The organism is Brevundimonas sp. SPF441, from assembly GCF_009661015.1.
GTDB classification, from domain to species: domain Bacteria; phylum Pseudomonadota; class Alphaproteobacteria; order Caulobacterales; family Caulobacteraceae; genus Brevundimonas; species Brevundimonas vesicularis.
Genome location: NZ_WJWX01000025.1, coordinates 16,360 through 28,583, shown reverse-complemented (window position 1 = coordinate 28,583; position 12,224 = coordinate 16,360). Strand labels below are relative to the sequence as shown.

Below are 12,224 nucleotides of genomic sequence, written 5' to 3'. Positions count from 1 at the left end.
GTTACGGCGTGACCGTGGTGCGGGTCGGCTTAGCGTCGGGGGTCGCCGAGACGCTGTAGGTCACCACGCCGTTGACGGGGGCGGTCAGCGACACGGTCGGGACGCTCTTGAACTCCTGGGCCTTGGCGCCGCGCAGCAGGCGGAAGCCAATCGGCTCGTTGTCGTCGCAGGCCTCATGGATGGCGATCTGGGCTTCATCCGTGGGCTCATCATGCATGGTGAAGGTCAGGGGCACGTTCGGCCGGGCGCCCGAGATGCTTTCCTGCGTGCCAGGCGCGGTGTCGAAGTCGGTGACGTCGATGCGGTTTTCGGAGAAGCCGAGGCCATTGGCCACGGTGACGCCGGGAACGTTCGTCCAGTCGGGCGAGCCGTCGGTGCCGAGGTTGACCTCGACCTTGATCGCCCCTTGAGCCAGATAGGCCATAGGTCAGTCCTTTTTCAGTTGGAGCCGGAGCTGAACCCGCCGACCGACCAGCGAGGGGTCAGTGGTCGGCGCTGCAACCGGCCCGGTAGCGGTCGCGAGAGAGCAGGTTCCGTCCTCGACCTCGATCTGTGAGGCCTGGAGGTGGAAGAGGTCGCGGATGTCGCGGCCCAGCGCGTCGATGGCGGCTGTCGAGCCGGTGTCGCGAGCGTAGAGGCGGACGTCCTGGGTGATGTCGCGGATGGTCTCGGAGAAGGTGCTGGCGTCGATGTCGCCCGATGGCGCGGCGATCACCAAGGCGGCCTTACCCGTGAACTGGAAGTCGTCAGGGGCGCGGTCGTTGAAGATGGCGGCGCGGTCTTCGAAGACGTCGAGGCGGTCGATGATCGACAGCGATCCGTTCAGGCGGGCGAAGATGGCGGCGGTGCTGTTCATTCTCTCGCCCCCCTGACAAACGCCTCGGTCAGCTCGCGCTGGTTTTCTTTCGCCGGCACATCCATGAAGGGGCGCGCCGCGATGCGCTCGGTGCCGTTGTGAAGGGGCAGGGCGTAGTTGGCGTTGGCGGTGACCGTACCAACCTTGTCGTCACCGTCGTCGCGGATGGTCGGGTCTGCGTTCGTGTTGGCGACCAGATTGCCGAGGTCGCGGGCAGGGGGTTCGCCGGGTGCGGATGCCTGATGCTTGCCGTACTGCTTCCCCGACCCGGCGCGGTTCAGGACGTCGGTCTTTAGGATGCGCTCGTATTCCCCAAGCGCTTGTCGAAGGCCGGCCTCAGCCGCGCGATCCGAAACCGCATCGATGGCGCCGAGGTCGAGCGTGACTTTCGCCATGGCGGCCTCCTATGAAGGCCGATGACCCAGCCATCGAAACTGATCGTCGTGACCACGACGGAGCCGCGCCAATATTTGACCGAGGCGAGAGCCTGGTCGCCGAATGCCGCTGATGCTGAGCAGTTCGACTGGCCCGATGTTGCGGCGGTGATCGGCGCGCTGCCGAAGGGCACGCCCGCCGCGCCCGTGAGAGCCGAGGACGCCTAGCGCGCCTGGAGCTTGTAGAGGGCCGCCGCCGGGTCGCCAGTCTTGGCGATCACGTCGAAGGTGGTCGGCAACAGGCCCTTGCCGGGGTCTGGGGCCGTGATCTTGTGCCCGGCGGCTGGGATGATGCCCGAGGGCAGAGACGCGCCCAGGACAAGCACCTGGCGGTCAGTTGCAGGGATGCCGAGGGTTTGCCGGCGAAAGTCGCTGTAGTCGGTCAGAAGGACGCGGCAGGAATAGACCGTCGCCGGGCCGTTGATGAAGCCGCCTTGACCATCGGGGGTGCGGGTGCCGGGAACGGTCAGCGAGCCGCTTTCGAAGTCCTCGCCGAAGTCTGCCAAAGCCTCCGCCGCGAGGCCGTCGATGATGCTCATAGGGGCCACTTCCTCACGGCAATGAACTCGTCGCAGCGGCAGGCCACGATCTCGGACGCCGGCGCGCCGCGTGAGGTGTCGCCGGGGAACATCATCTGGGCGCCGCTCGGGCTGGTGAACGGCATGTCTAAGCCGCGCACCTCTTGCCCGTTCATGGCGTCGTGGGTGTCGCGTTGGCGTCCGTCTTCTGTGGTGCTCCAACCGCGCACGATGTCCATGACCTCGACCCGGCCATCATCAACGAGCTGCTGAAACGCCTCATGCTTGGCGGCGCGGATGGCGGGCAGGCCTTCGGTGCGGGCGATGACTTCGCCGCGGAGACGGACCAGGCGGGCGGAATAGCGGGTGACGGCCGTGCGGGCGGTCTCGGGCGGGACAGGTTTGCCGGCCTCGATGGCGCGGGCCACGGCGCGGTCATAACGGCGGTCGCGCTGGTTTCGGGTCAGATAGTTGCGGAGCAGGGCAGGGTCCGTCGACGCCAGTTCGGCGCGGGCGGTGGCGACGTAGTCACGCTGAGGCCCGCTAAGCCCCAGGATGCCGCCAGTTCTTTCGCCGGTGGCTCGGCTGATCCTTCCGACCAGATCCAGCGCCACAGAGCGAGGACCGGCGCCGCGCGCCATGCCGTCGGCAAGGAAGGCGCGGGCCTGATCGATTTCCCCCTGCGTCAGGCGGGTGATTAGCGTGGCGGCCGTCTCGCGGATGATCGCGGCGGCGCGCTGGTTGCCGGGGTCGAAGCGGAAGCCAATGGACACGGCGGCCGGCATGGTGGCGACAGCGCCTTGGCCCCCGGCGGTGAAGGCTTCGACCAGCGCGGCTTCCAGAGGTTGGAAAGCGGCCCGATCAATGTGCAGGGCCTGCATGGCGGCGTCTAGATCGCGGCGTTCCAGGGCCAGCAGAAGCTTCTGGATCTCAACCTGCCGGGTCAGGTCGCGGATGGCAGTCATGAAGGCCTGGGCGACCTCCTGGCCATACTTCGCCGCCAGCTCCCGGAAGAGCCGTTTCTGAGACGGGCGTCTGGCCATGGGGTTTAGGGCTTCAGCGCCCTGGCGTGGCGCGCCGCTTCCATCATCAGGTCGAGATAGGCCTCGAACTGAGCGCGGGCGACTTCGATGATCTTCTGCTGCTGCTCGATCGGGTTGTCGTGAATGATCGACTTCTGGAGCAGATCGGCCGAGCCGACGATGTCCATCAGAGTCTCAGTCGCCATCCGCGCAGCCATGTCGGGCGCGGTCAGGCTGGGGTCATCGTTGTCGATGCGGCGGGTCACGGCCGGGACAGTCGCACAGGTCAGCATGTCAGCCAACCGCCCATAGGCCGAGTGTCGCCGGAGCGTCTTCTGGAATGAGGAAGGGGGCGAGCAGGCCTTCGACGGCGCTCAGCCGCAGCGTGTTGTCGGTGACGGCGTTGCCGCTGCCCTCGAAGTATTCTTTCTCGATCACGTCCACCTTCTTGCGCTTCAGGGCACCTGAGTTGGCAGCGGAAATCGAGAGCGAGCCGGGCTTCAGCGCTTCCTGGATGGCCGCATGATAGCTGGCGATGATGACGTTGCGCGGGATCACGTCGGTGGCGACCGGCGTCTTCCACGCCGTCGCGTTGATCCGGGGCCAGGCGCGCTCTTGGTCGATGCCTCCGGCCGGCTCGCCCCGGAACCGGGCGCCATAGAGGCCGTCGAGGTAGTCGCTGGCCCGCTGGCGTAGCTGGGCTACGGTCAGGTCACCGGTCGAGGTGGAATAGCCGTTCTCGGCCGCCCACTCGTTGAACCCTTGGTCTGAACCATAACCGCTCATTCCAGCCATCCCCAAGTTCTGCCGGTCCAGATGTCGCAGACGACGCCGCGCGTGTAGCCCAAGGCTTTCGCTGCCGCTCGTTGGCTCAGCTTTCCCTTAAGAGCGCGAACCGCTCTGACTTCATCTTCGGTCAGTTTGACCATGCCGTGCCGCTCGCCCCGGTTAGATGTGCCGTGGAGCAGCTTGTCAGCTTCGTTCTCTGTGGCTGTAGCCCAGCGCAGGTGGTTCGGGTTCAGGCAGCCATCGTCACCGCGACCGCAGGAGTGAGCAGCCTGATAATCGGGCGCTGGCGGTTCGCCGTGAGCGAGGCGACACATTTCGCGATGAGCGATCCGCGTCTTGCCGCTGATGTTGATCGAGGGCCGTCCGCCTGCGGAGCGAGCAAAGGGCCAGAAAAGACAGGCTTCGTCGCCTTGGTGATGAGCGTGCTCAACCAGCCAGTTGTAAGGTTGGCTTTTCCGAGGCGGAGCATCCTTTAGCGGATCTCCGTGGGTCCGCAGATGATAGTAGTGGTTTGAACAAAGGCCGCGCGATTTCGCCGTGGAAGTGCAGTTTTCGACGCTGCATGAGCCGCTGTTATCCATCAGCTGCGGGCCGCCAGTTGGATCGCCGTATCGTTGCCAGCGGTGATAGTGCCCGCTGCACCAGCCTCTCGTTACGGGGGCCTTGTCGCACGTCTCTACCGCGCATATGCGTCGGTCAGCCATCGGAACCTCCTAACAGGTGATGGTGGTTAGAGCCCGCCCTGGTGCGTCAACACCGGGCGGGCTCGTCTTCTTACCACGACCAGTCAGAAGTGTCCGTAGCCCGCCACGTCTTAGGCCTTGGCCTGCGAGGCGACGAACGCCTGCTTGTCCTCGTCGGACAGGGCATTGAACGCATCGGCGTCGGCCTTCGAGATGCCTTCCAGCAGCACCTGTTCGCCTTGGGTGATGTTGAACTTGCCGCCGCCGTGATGCTCGGCCTTCAGCGCGCCATCGTTGTTGACGCCCTTCTTGCCCTTCTTGCCGCCGCCGATGGCGACGAACCGGCCGCCCCAGGGGTGGGGCTCGACCGGTTGGCCCTCGTCGTTGACGTCGAAGTCGGCGACATCGAGTTCGGTGCCGACCGGGATTTCCTTGCCTTCGCCATCGTAGATGCCGGCGTCAGTAATACGGATACGCATTGCAGTTCCTTTCTGGTGCCGCCGGTCGTTATGACCTATTTTCAGGGCACCGCTTGCGGTAGGCTAGCGACATCCACCAGCCCGGGGTTTGAGATGACCGACACCGACACATGCTCGATCGCTGAGTGCGCGAGACCAGTGAAGTTTCGGGGTCTTTGCCGACCTCATTACCGGCGCTGGAAAGCGCACGGCGATGCGACGGCTGGGGGTGCTTCGCCGGCTATGCGTCTCGCCTTTGTTGATCGGGCTGTAGCCCACGCCGGGCCTGAGTGCCTGATCTGGCCATATGGGCGGAACGGGCGCGGCTATGCCGAGATTAAGAGCAAGGGGCGGTCTACAGGCGTCCACCGCATTGTCTGTAATCGGGTCCATGGCGACTCTGGCCCCGGGATGGAAGCTGCTCACTCCTGCGGGCGAGGCCATGAGGGATGTGTCAGCGGCGCTCACCTGTCTTGGAAGAGCCGAGTGGAAAACCAACTCGATCGCATCGACCACGGCACATGGCCGGTTGGGGAACAGTCGCCGAGAGCGAAGGTCAACGAAGATGATGTCCGGGCGATACGATCTGCTGCCTCGACGGCGACGCAGGGCGAACTTGCCCAGGTCTATGGCGTCTCACGGCAGCAGATCGGAAACATCCAGTCGGGGAAGTCTTGGGGTCACGTCCGGTAGAAAGAGGGAAGGGCCCGGCCGGAGCCAGGCCCCGCCGGGTTAGACTGTGGTCGAGGCGAAGACGCCCGACTTGCCGTTGTAGTCGCCGCGGATCTCCAGCCCCATCGCGCCCATGTTCAGGAACTGGTAGTTGTCCGTCGGGTTCAGGCGCGTCATCGCCGTGGTGTTCACGGCCATGCCGACGATCGGGCGGATGTAACGAGCGTTCGGCACGAAGCCGAAGAACTGGTTACCCGTCAGGCGCCACGTCACCTCGATCTTGTTGATGCGACGGTTGCGAGCGACGAACTCGCGGATGGTGCCTTGCTTGAAGCCCTGGGCGTTCGAATAGGAACGGTCCCAGGCACGGGCGATGTCGGGGCTGATGTAGAGGTTGACGGCCTCGGTGATCAGGTTGGCGTCTAGCATAGCGCCGAAGGGCCCGACGAAGAACGCTTCCAGTTGATCCGGGGTCGCCGTGGTCAGGTCGATGTTCGCCCCGCCCGCGCCGATGTTGATCAGCTTGGTCAGCGGCGACGTGCGGATGCCGTAGCCGGTGTAGCCCTGGAACTTGATGGTGGTATCGCCGTCGAGGGCATAGCTGGCCATGTCGCGGTTCAGCTTGTCGATCGAGCCTTCCTGATCGTCAGCCAGAGCGTCGAAGTTCTCGGACTGCAGGGTGTTCCATTCCCGCCATTCGCGGCCGTAGCCGTCGGCGAAGATCGGAACGACGGTGCCGGCGTAGTTGTAGACCGTCTTGTCCATGGCGACCGGCACCTGGCCCGACAGCGAGCGGAACACCGGGTTGGCGGTGTCCGAGGCGGTGCGGGTCATGTGGACCAGCTTGCCGATGTTCACCGGCTTGGCCAGCGGCATCAGGTCAGCCATGAAGACGCTGCCGCCATCGTCCCGCATGACGCGGGTGGTGATGGTGTCCAGCTCTAGCCAGGCGTCGCGCGGCAGGACGGCCGAGGCGTTGGTGACGCCCGACATCTCGCCGTAGAGGGCGGCATGCTGGTCTTCGACCCGGTGGAAGTGTTCGCGCGCCACGCTCAACTCGCCCCACCATTGCTGGTGCGGGCGGGAGTTGGCGACGAGCTGTTCGTCGAAATAGCGCATGTTCGCCCTCCTTAGGCGGCGACCACGTTCCGGCCGGCTTTGCGCGCACGCACAAGCTGGTCAGAACCGGTGTTGTTGTTGAAGGCCTCTTCGGCGACGAAGGCGACGTTCTGGCCCGTGGTGGCGAGCACGAACTTGCCGGCCGCGCTGGTGGTCAGTTCGGTGCCACGAGCGACGTTGGTGCCGGTCGGGACGCGGATGTTGAAGAACTGCTCATCCAGCGCTTCCATGCCGATGACGGTGTCACCTGCGGGCCAAGCGTCGTCAGTGCCCTTCAGCGCCAGGTAGTTATCCTGAGCGATGTAGAGCTTGTCGCCGCTGTTGGCGCCCGCGATGGCGAAGGCCGAACCGGACTCCACCAGAGCGATGCCCGGCAGGACCGCAGCAGCGCAGATGCGCTCCTGGACCTGGGGCGTGACCTCGGTGACGGGGCCAGCGTAGATCTTGTTGAAGCGGGGCATGTGCTTAGGCCTCCGTCTTCTGAGCGGCCGGGGCCTTAAACGCGGGCTTGCCGCCATTGGCGCTCGGCAGCTTGAAGCCGCTGTTCGCGATCGGCGCAGCCTTGCCGGGCTCGGCCTTAGGGGCCAGCTTGCGAAGGGCGTTGAGCGTCAGCTCCTTCGCCGTGTCTTCGTCCAGCAGGTTGGCCTTGACCACCTTGCCCACCAGATCGGCGTGCTCGGCGTCGTCCTTGGCCTTCTGATCGGCTGCGTTCGCCGTCAGTTGATCGGTGACGGGCTTCAGCGCGTTGGCGACGGCCTCGGCGACCGAAGTGCCGATGCTTGCGCCAATGTTCGCAACGCTTTCCGAGAGGGTCTTCACCTCGCCGGACAGCGCATCGAACTGTTCTTTCGAGACAGTCATGTCAGCGTCCTTGTTTTGCTGCTCAGAGGGGACCCGCTCGGAGCCTTTCAGGGCTTCGATGAGGGCGGTTTTGATGCGCTCCAGCCACGACGCACGTTCGCGCCGGTCCAGAGCTTGGGCGAGGTGATCCAGCGCCCAATCGACCCCACGCTCAGCATCCTCGGTGAGGGTGCTGTTGATGACGTCGATCTCTTTGCCCGCCGAGTTGACCATCATGCCGACGCCCTGGTCGGGAGTGGCGGCGCCGTCTTCGTCCAGAAGGATGGCGTCGTGGTCGAACTCGATGTCGCGAGCGGTGAACTTGTAGGGAACGTCGCCGTTTGCGGCGTCCATGATGGCCAGCAGGCCCGTCGAGGTGTGGACCGGGTCGCCGGCGTCGATGGCCGCCAGCACGCGCTTGCCGCCCTCGGACTGGTTGGCGCGCTCGACGTCGATCACCTTGTCCAGCAAGACGCGGCCGCCCTCTTGGCGCACGTTTTCGTTCCAGGCGCCGATCCATCCCTGGTTCAGGCCTTCGGGGTCGCGGGCCGAGAGGAACTTGCCGTTGACCGAAGGGTGACCCAGCGGAGCAGGTGTGCGCTCCAGGGTCTTGAACGACTTAGCGATCTCGGCGGCCGGATAGAGTATGTCGTTCATCACGACGTCGTCGGGCAGGGTCGCGGAGGGGACGATGATCACGTCGCGACCGTTGCGTTTCTCGCGCTTGATAGCCGCCGAGTTGGCCAGGGTGCGGATGTTGACGCGGACCTGATCACCGGCCGTCAGGCCCTTGTTGACCAGGAAGGCGCGCGTCGGCGCTGCGGGCTGATGCACGCGGGCCTCCTTCGATTGTGGGTGGGTCAGGCGGCCGGAGCCGGCTCGTCTTCGATCTCAGGCAGGCCTAGGGCTTAATGGCCCGTTGCCTCGCAGCTCGGCGGTCGCGTTTTGCTTTAGCGAGGGAGTCTTGATGTTCGGCCCATGCGAGTAGGGCGTCGCCAAGTTCTCGCGCTTGTTTTGGCGTCAGGTGCTGGTGTCCGCTCTCGGGTGCGCTCGCGAAGGCGCTGCGAACATGCACCTGAGCGCTGTCGCCGGAGATGTGCAACGTCAGCCTGCTGCCATGATTTTCGAAGTCCACCTTGATCATTTCAACCAGCTCCACGTCGCGCCCGATGAGATCATGCTGATCGTTGAACGCTCAACGCCATAACGATCAGCGATGGTTTGATGCGTCATGGTCCCGAGGAGACTTCGTATCGCCTGCACATCGGCTTCTGTCAGTCGCGAGTTCGCATGTGCGGACCCGACTATAAGCGTGCCATGCGCCGTCTTGTCGGCTTCGTTCTCTTGCTTCGTCTTCCAACGGAGATGATTAGGAGCAACGCAACCACCACGTCCCTGTCCGCAGGTGTGCGCGGCCTCATGTTCTGGCGTCGGGGGCGCGCCATGCGCTAGCTCACAGATTGCGCGATATGCTCGACTAGTGGTGAGGCCAGGATAACGACCCTGCGCATACCCATCCTTGTGGCGCCCGAAGGGCCAGATCAGGCAGTCGTTGCCGGTGTGGCGCAGGGCGACCGCGTCGATCCAGCGGCGAAGCTCCCCCTGAGCCGTCCCCCCCGCTTCAGGATCGCCATGCTTTTTGAACCGCCTGTAGTGCCGTTCGCAGTAAGTTTGGGCCAGGTGAGGCTTGTCGCAGCCCGCAACAGAGCATATCGCTCGGGAAGCCATGTTCGACCCTCCAATGGTCGTTGTGGTTAGAGCCGTCGCGGTGTTTCCAGCACCTCGGCGGCTCGCCTAGTTTAGGCTTCCTCCGGCTCTTCCTCAACAGGTTTACCGCCAAGAGCGTCCTGTTCTTCAGTGTCGTCAGCAGGCTCCCGATACTTGTCGGACTCTTCCAGCGGCTCGAAACCGGTGACACTGCGCAGTTCCTCGGGCGTGTAAATGAACTCGCCGGTGTCGCGCATCTTGACGTTGATGTCCGCCATCTTGTCGGCGAGCGCGACTTTGTCGGCCATGCTTGCCTCTCCAAGCCCAGCCCAATCGAGGTTCCAATCCTTGTCGGCGAGGATGCCGAAGCGGACCAGGCGGCGGACGAGGTCCATGATGTTCGGGATGACGATGCCGGTGCGACGCGACATCACGGTCTTGTTCCACTCTGCGGCGTCTTCGGTGCTGGCCCGCTCGCCAGACTGCGACCCGACCAGGATCTTCAGCGGCATCGAGATCGAGGCGGCGTAGGACTGAAGCGGCGCGGCCCAGAAGTGCTCGGGCGAGGGCAGGGAGACCTGCATGGGCGTGGCGGTGATGCCCTGCATCAACAGCGAGGCGTCGAAGCCCGCGTTGAAGTCCTTCACCTGCTCTTCCATCTTGTCGACGACTTCGGACACCTCGACGTTCATGACTTGGGCCATGCTCGTGATGTTGGCGTCCTTGTCGATTTGCAGGCTGAGGCCGGACTTGGCGTTCTTCCAGAAGCCCTCGCCGCCGGCGCCGCTGATCTTCTCCAGTGTCAGCAGGTCGTTGTAGCCCGGCGCCAGGAACGACCGGCCGTTGACCGATCCATCCTTGGACCAGATCACGACCCGGTCGGGGTGGACGTTGAATTGCCGGGGCTGGGAGGTGGAGCGATCGACGGCCGCCTCGTGGAAGGCGAACATCTTGGGCTTGCCGTAGGTCTTGGCGTCTTTCTGGTCGGTGTGCCACTCGCTGATGGTCAACTGGCCTTCCCAGGCTGGGATGATCTCGACCAAACCCTCAAGGCCGCCGTTGACCCGCGTGACAGGCTGCTCGAACGCCCTGTCGTCTGCGAGCTGGAGGATGACGCCTGCATAGGCTCCGACGAGGCCGCGCCGATCCGCCTCGGCGAGTTGCTGCCAAACGCGCAGTTCGGCGAAGCGCTTGCGGATTTCACCTTCGAGCTTGGTCTCTGGGGTGTCGTCGCCGTTGTCGCGGGCGAACTCCTGAAGCCAGGGCGCGTCCTGCCAGGTCTTGGCTACCGTCTTGTCTACCCCGGCGCTGCCGAGGCCGGTGCGGGTGTAGGCGTGATAGGCCAGTTCGAACGTGACCTCAGCCGGATAGCCGAAGTCCTTGTAATGATCGTGCTTCGCCGTTCCGAAGAAGCCGGGGAACATGCCCTGCAGGGTGCGGGTCGCCCGGTTTACGAGCATGTGACGCGCGCTCATCCGCGGTGCCGGCTCTTCAGGAACATGGCGACGGTCGATTGCGGTTCGACCTTCAGGTTGGTCACGGCCCAGACCAGCGCATCCATGCGGTTCGGCGAGAGGTCGCCCTGATAGCCGGCCGGGGTGGTCATCAGCATCTCGGCCTCCATCAGCGGAAACTGCTCGCGGTGCCTGATCCGCTTCTGATCGTAGAGGGCGGCGACGGGTTCGGCTCGGACCTGCTTGCCCCGGCTAGCTGACACCATGACGACGCGCGCTTTGACGCCGCCGGCGCGAAGCGTGCTCTCCACCATGTCGCCGCCGAAGTTCTTCTCGGCGACCACGCAGTCCGCTTTCCAGCGATCAACGCACTTTGCGACAGCCGTAGCCCAGGCCATCGGCGAGGTGGCGGGGCAGGTGGCGTCTTCCAGAATGATGGCGCCGTCGCCGTATTCGGCTGCGACCACGATGCCGACGTCATCGCCGCCGCCTGAGGGGTCAACGCCAACGACGACGCGGCCCCAATCGCCCTCAGATGCGTTCCTGCCCTCACGCCACGCCTCGTCCAGCGCCTCTCGGTTCCAGATTGCGCCCTGCACTGACGGCATATACGCGCCGAGCCATATCCAGGCGGCACGCAGCTTGTCCTTCAGGAAGTCCAACTCCATCAGCTCGCGTAGAGCGTCAGGGAAGAACGGGTTCTGGTCGAAGTTGATCTTGCGGACGATGGCGCGCTTGGGCTTCACCGGGCCGCGGAAGAACAGGTCGATTGGGTCGGTCGCCAGGCGCGGGTTCCAGATCGCCCACAGCTCAGAGATCACAGTGCGAAGGACGGTCGGGATCAGCACGTCCAGCGACGCCTGCTTAACCTCCTGGGCCTCTTCCAGGATGGTCAGGCCGGCGCCTTCCAGCGACTTGATGCCCTCGGGCTTGCCGCCCTTCCAGAGACCGATGAACATGATCTTCTGACCGCCGAGGCCGACGAACGTTCCGTCCACCTCGCGAAAGTAGGTGCCGAGCAGGCCGAAGTGCTGGAGACGGGTGCGGACCAGCTCCAGCGACGACTCCTTCAGGTTCGCCATGACCTCCCGCAGGAAGACAACGCGGAGCCGAACCGTCGTGACGGTGTGAAAGATCGCGGCATCCACGACGGACCAGGACTTCGCCGAGCCACGGCCGCCGTGCGCGGCACGGAACGTGTATGACCCAAGCGGCCGGTCGGTCAGATACCGAAAGGCCGGGATAGGGTCATAGATCACTCGCCGGTCTCGTAGTCCTCGTCGCTCTGCGTAGGCGCGGGACCGGATGGGCTGGTGACGTAGGTGACCGTCAGCGAGCCGGCGAAAGCAGCGTCCATGTCCACGGCCTGTCGGGGCTTGCCGTAGCCTCTATCGAGGATGGCCGATGCCGCAGAGACGCGCGCAGCTGGCGCGGCCTTGGAGTTGTTCGCCACCGCGATCAGGACTTCCAGCGCCTTCTCAGCGTGACCCTTCGCCATCTCGGCGATGTCGCGCTTGGCCTGGGACACCTGACCTGGTTTTCGGCCCGCGCCGGGGCGAGCGCCGCCGCGTTGGGCCATGGTTTGATTCCGTTGATTGTTTTTCAGGCCGTTTCACCACCAGCCAGCCATTGCCGAAGCGCCGCACATGGAGAGGTTTAGGGCACGAAAAAG

General features: G+C 64.7%; 17 protein-coding genes. 2 read left to right on the top strand and 15 right to left on the bottom strand.

From position 1 onward, the window contains the following. Window position 1: 1 nt before the first annotated feature. The 3 genes from GGC30_RS13290 to GGC30_RS13280 are packed head-to-tail and all read right to left on the bottom strand — an operon-like array spanning window position 2 to window position 1,251. Window positions 2-424: a hypothetical protein gene (locus GGC30_RS13290; RefSeq protein WP_153925109.1), complete on the bottom strand. Its 423-nt coding sequence runs from the start codon at window positions 422-424 to the stop codon at window positions 2-4. A 3-nt stretch (window positions 425-427) separates the two neighbouring features. Continuing rightward, window positions 428-856, bottom strand: coding sequence for a hypothetical protein (locus GGC30_RS13285; protein ID WP_153925106.1), 429 nt, complete (start codon window positions 854-856; stop codon window positions 428-430). Further along, window positions 853-1,251, bottom strand: coding sequence for a hypothetical protein (locus GGC30_RS13280; protein ID WP_153925103.1), 399 nt, complete (start codon window positions 1,249-1,251; stop codon window positions 853-855). The genes GGC30_RS13285 and GGC30_RS13280 overlap by 4 nt, the downstream gene beginning before the upstream one ends. Before the next feature lie 21 nt (window positions 1,252-1,272). Between GGC30_RS13280 and GGC30_RS13275 the strand changes: the two genes are divergently transcribed. Further along, window positions 1,273-1,458, top strand: coding sequence for a hypothetical protein (locus GGC30_RS13275; RefSeq protein WP_153925100.1), 186 nt, complete (start codon window positions 1,273-1,275; stop codon window positions 1,456-1,458). Here GGC30_RS13275 and GGC30_RS13270 read toward each other — a convergent pair. The 9 genes from GGC30_RS13270 to GGC30_RS13230 form a co-directional block, all read right to left on the bottom strand. Then, the gene (locus GGC30_RS13270; RefSeq protein WP_153925097.1) at window positions 1,455-1,829 is read right to left on the bottom strand and encodes a hypothetical protein; all 375 of its coding nucleotides are present in this window, start codon (window positions 1,827-1,829) and stop codon (window positions 1,455-1,457) included. The genes GGC30_RS13275 and GGC30_RS13270 overlap by 4 nt on opposite strands. After that, window positions 1,826-2,851: a phage minor head protein gene (locus tag GGC30_RS13265; protein WP_153925095.1), complete on the bottom strand. Its 1,026-nt coding sequence runs from the start codon at window positions 2,849-2,851 to the stop codon at window positions 1,826-1,828. Before GGC30_RS13265 ends, GGC30_RS13270 begins: the two co-directional genes overlap by 4 nt. 5 nt (window positions 2,852-2,856) lie before the next feature. Further along, window positions 2,857-3,123 (bottom strand): hypothetical protein, encoded by a 267-nt coding sequence (locus GGC30_RS13260; RefSeq protein WP_194943603.1) that lies wholly within the window; start codon window positions 3,121-3,123, stop codon window positions 2,857-2,859. A gap of 1 nt (window position 3,124) precedes the next feature. After that, window positions 3,125-3,616 (bottom strand): DnaT-like ssDNA-binding protein, encoded by a 492-nt coding sequence (locus GGC30_RS13255; RefSeq protein WP_153925089.1) that lies wholly within the window; start codon window positions 3,614-3,616, stop codon window positions 3,125-3,127. Next, entirely contained in the window at window positions 3,613-4,323 is a 711-nt protein-coding gene (locus tag GGC30_RS13250; protein ID WP_153925086.1) for a hypothetical protein, read from the bottom strand. Before GGC30_RS13250 ends, GGC30_RS13255 begins: the two co-directional genes overlap by 4 nt. Window positions 4,324-4,433: 110 nt before the next feature. Then, window positions 4,434-4,781 (bottom strand): hypothetical protein, encoded by a 348-nt coding sequence (locus GGC30_RS13245; RefSeq protein ID WP_153925083.1) that lies wholly within the window; start codon window positions 4,779-4,781, stop codon window positions 4,434-4,436. Window positions 4,782-5,492: 711 nt separating this feature from the next. Next, window positions 5,493-6,551, bottom strand: coding sequence for a major capsid protein (locus tag GGC30_RS13240; protein WP_153925080.1), 1,059 nt, complete (start codon window positions 6,549-6,551; stop codon window positions 5,493-5,495). A gap of 11 nt (window positions 6,552-6,562) precedes the next feature. After that, window positions 6,563-7,012, bottom strand: coding sequence for a hypothetical protein (locus tag GGC30_RS13235; protein ID WP_153925077.1), 450 nt, complete (start codon window positions 7,010-7,012; stop codon window positions 6,563-6,565). A gap of 4 nt (window positions 7,013-7,016) precedes the next feature. Continuing rightward, window positions 7,017-8,225: a hypothetical protein gene (locus tag GGC30_RS13230; RefSeq protein ID WP_228763743.1), complete on the bottom strand. Its 1,209-nt coding sequence runs from the start codon at window positions 8,223-8,225 to the stop codon at window positions 7,017-7,019. Between the two features lie 235 nt (window positions 8,226-8,460). Between GGC30_RS13230 and GGC30_RS13225 the strand changes: the two genes are divergently transcribed. Further along, window positions 8,461-8,598 carry a hypothetical protein gene (locus GGC30_RS13225; protein ID WP_153925073.1) on the top strand — a complete coding sequence of 46 codons (138 nt, stop codon included), beginning with the start codon at window positions 8,461-8,463 and terminating at the stop codon, window positions 8,596-8,598. 592 nt (window positions 8,599-9,190) lie between these two features. On the opposite strand, the gene GGC30_RS13220 is transcribed toward GGC30_RS13225, so the two are convergent. Genes GGC30_RS13220 through GGC30_RS13210 form a run of 3 tightly spaced genes read right to left on the bottom strand, consistent with a single transcriptional unit; the run spans window position 9,191 to window position 12,131 of the window. After that, entirely contained in the window at window positions 9,191-10,573 is a 1,383-nt protein-coding gene (locus tag GGC30_RS13220) for an anti-CBASS protein Acb1 family protein (RefSeq protein WP_153925070.1), read from the bottom strand. Further along, a complete protein-coding gene (locus GGC30_RS13215) occupies window positions 10,570-11,811 on the bottom strand; it encodes a phage terminase large subunit (RefSeq protein ID WP_370451993.1) in 1,242 nt (413 codons plus the stop codon). Before GGC30_RS13215 ends, GGC30_RS13220 begins: the two co-directional genes overlap by 4 nt. Further along, window positions 11,808-12,131: a hypothetical protein gene (locus GGC30_RS13210; RefSeq protein ID WP_153925067.1), complete on the bottom strand. Its 324-nt coding sequence runs from the start codon at window positions 12,129-12,131 to the stop codon at window positions 11,808-11,810. The genes GGC30_RS13215 and GGC30_RS13210 overlap by 4 nt, the downstream gene beginning before the upstream one ends. Window positions 12,132-12,224: the final 93 nt, after the last annotated feature.

Coding starts and splice junctions, on each gene's coding strand:
- GGC30_RS13290 (WP_153925109.1), bottom strand. CDS start 424: ATGGCCTATCTGGCTCAAGGGGCGATCAAGGTCGAGGTCAACCTCGGC.
- GGC30_RS13285 (WP_153925106.1), bottom strand. CDS start 856: ATGAACAGCACCGCCGCCATCTTCGCCCGCCTGAACGGATCGCTGTCG.
- GGC30_RS13280 (WP_153925103.1), bottom strand. CDS start 1,251: ATGGCGAAAGTCACGCTCGACCTCGGCGCCATCGATGCGGTTTCGGAT.
- GGC30_RS13275 (WP_153925100.1), top strand. CDS start 1,273: ATGACCCAGCCATCGAAACTGATCGTCGTGACCACGACGGAGCCGCGC.
- GGC30_RS13270 (WP_153925097.1), bottom strand. CDS start 1,829: ATGAGCATCATCGACGGCCTCGCGGCGGAGGCTTTGGCAGACTTCGGC.
- GGC30_RS13265 (WP_153925095.1), bottom strand. CDS start 2,851: ATGGCCAGACGCCCGTCTCAGAAACGGCTCTTCCGGGAGCTGGCGGCG.
- GGC30_RS13260 (WP_194943603.1), bottom strand. CDS start 3,123: ATGCTGACCTGTGCGACTGTCCCGGCCGTGACCCGCCGCATCGACAAC.
- GGC30_RS13255 (WP_153925089.1), bottom strand. CDS start 3,616: ATGAGCGGTTATGGTTCAGACCAAGGGTTCAACGAGTGGGCGGCCGAG.
- GGC30_RS13250 (WP_153925086.1), bottom strand. CDS start 4,323: ATGGCTGACCGACGCATATGCGCGGTAGAGACGTGCGACAAGGCCCCC.
- GGC30_RS13245 (WP_153925083.1), bottom strand. CDS start 4,781: ATGCGTATCCGTATTACTGACGCCGGCATCTACGATGGCGAAGGCAAG.
- GGC30_RS13240 (WP_153925080.1), bottom strand. CDS start 6,551: ATGCGCTATTTCGACGAACAGCTCGTCGCCAACTCCCGCCCGCACCAG.
- GGC30_RS13235 (WP_153925077.1), bottom strand. CDS start 7,012: ATGCCCCGCTTCAACAAGATCTACGCTGGCCCCGTCACCGAGGTCACG.
- GGC30_RS13225 (WP_153925073.1), top strand. CDS start 8,461: ATGCACCTGAGCGCTGTCGCCGGAGATGTGCAACGTCAGCCTGCTGCC.
- GGC30_RS13220 (WP_153925070.1), bottom strand. CDS start 10,573: ATGAGCGCGCGTCACATGCTCGTAAACCGGGCGACCCGCACCCTGCAG.
- GGC30_RS13210 (WP_153925067.1), bottom strand. CDS start 12,131: ATGGCCCAACGCGGCGGCGCTCGCCCCGGCGCGGGCCGAAAACCAGGT.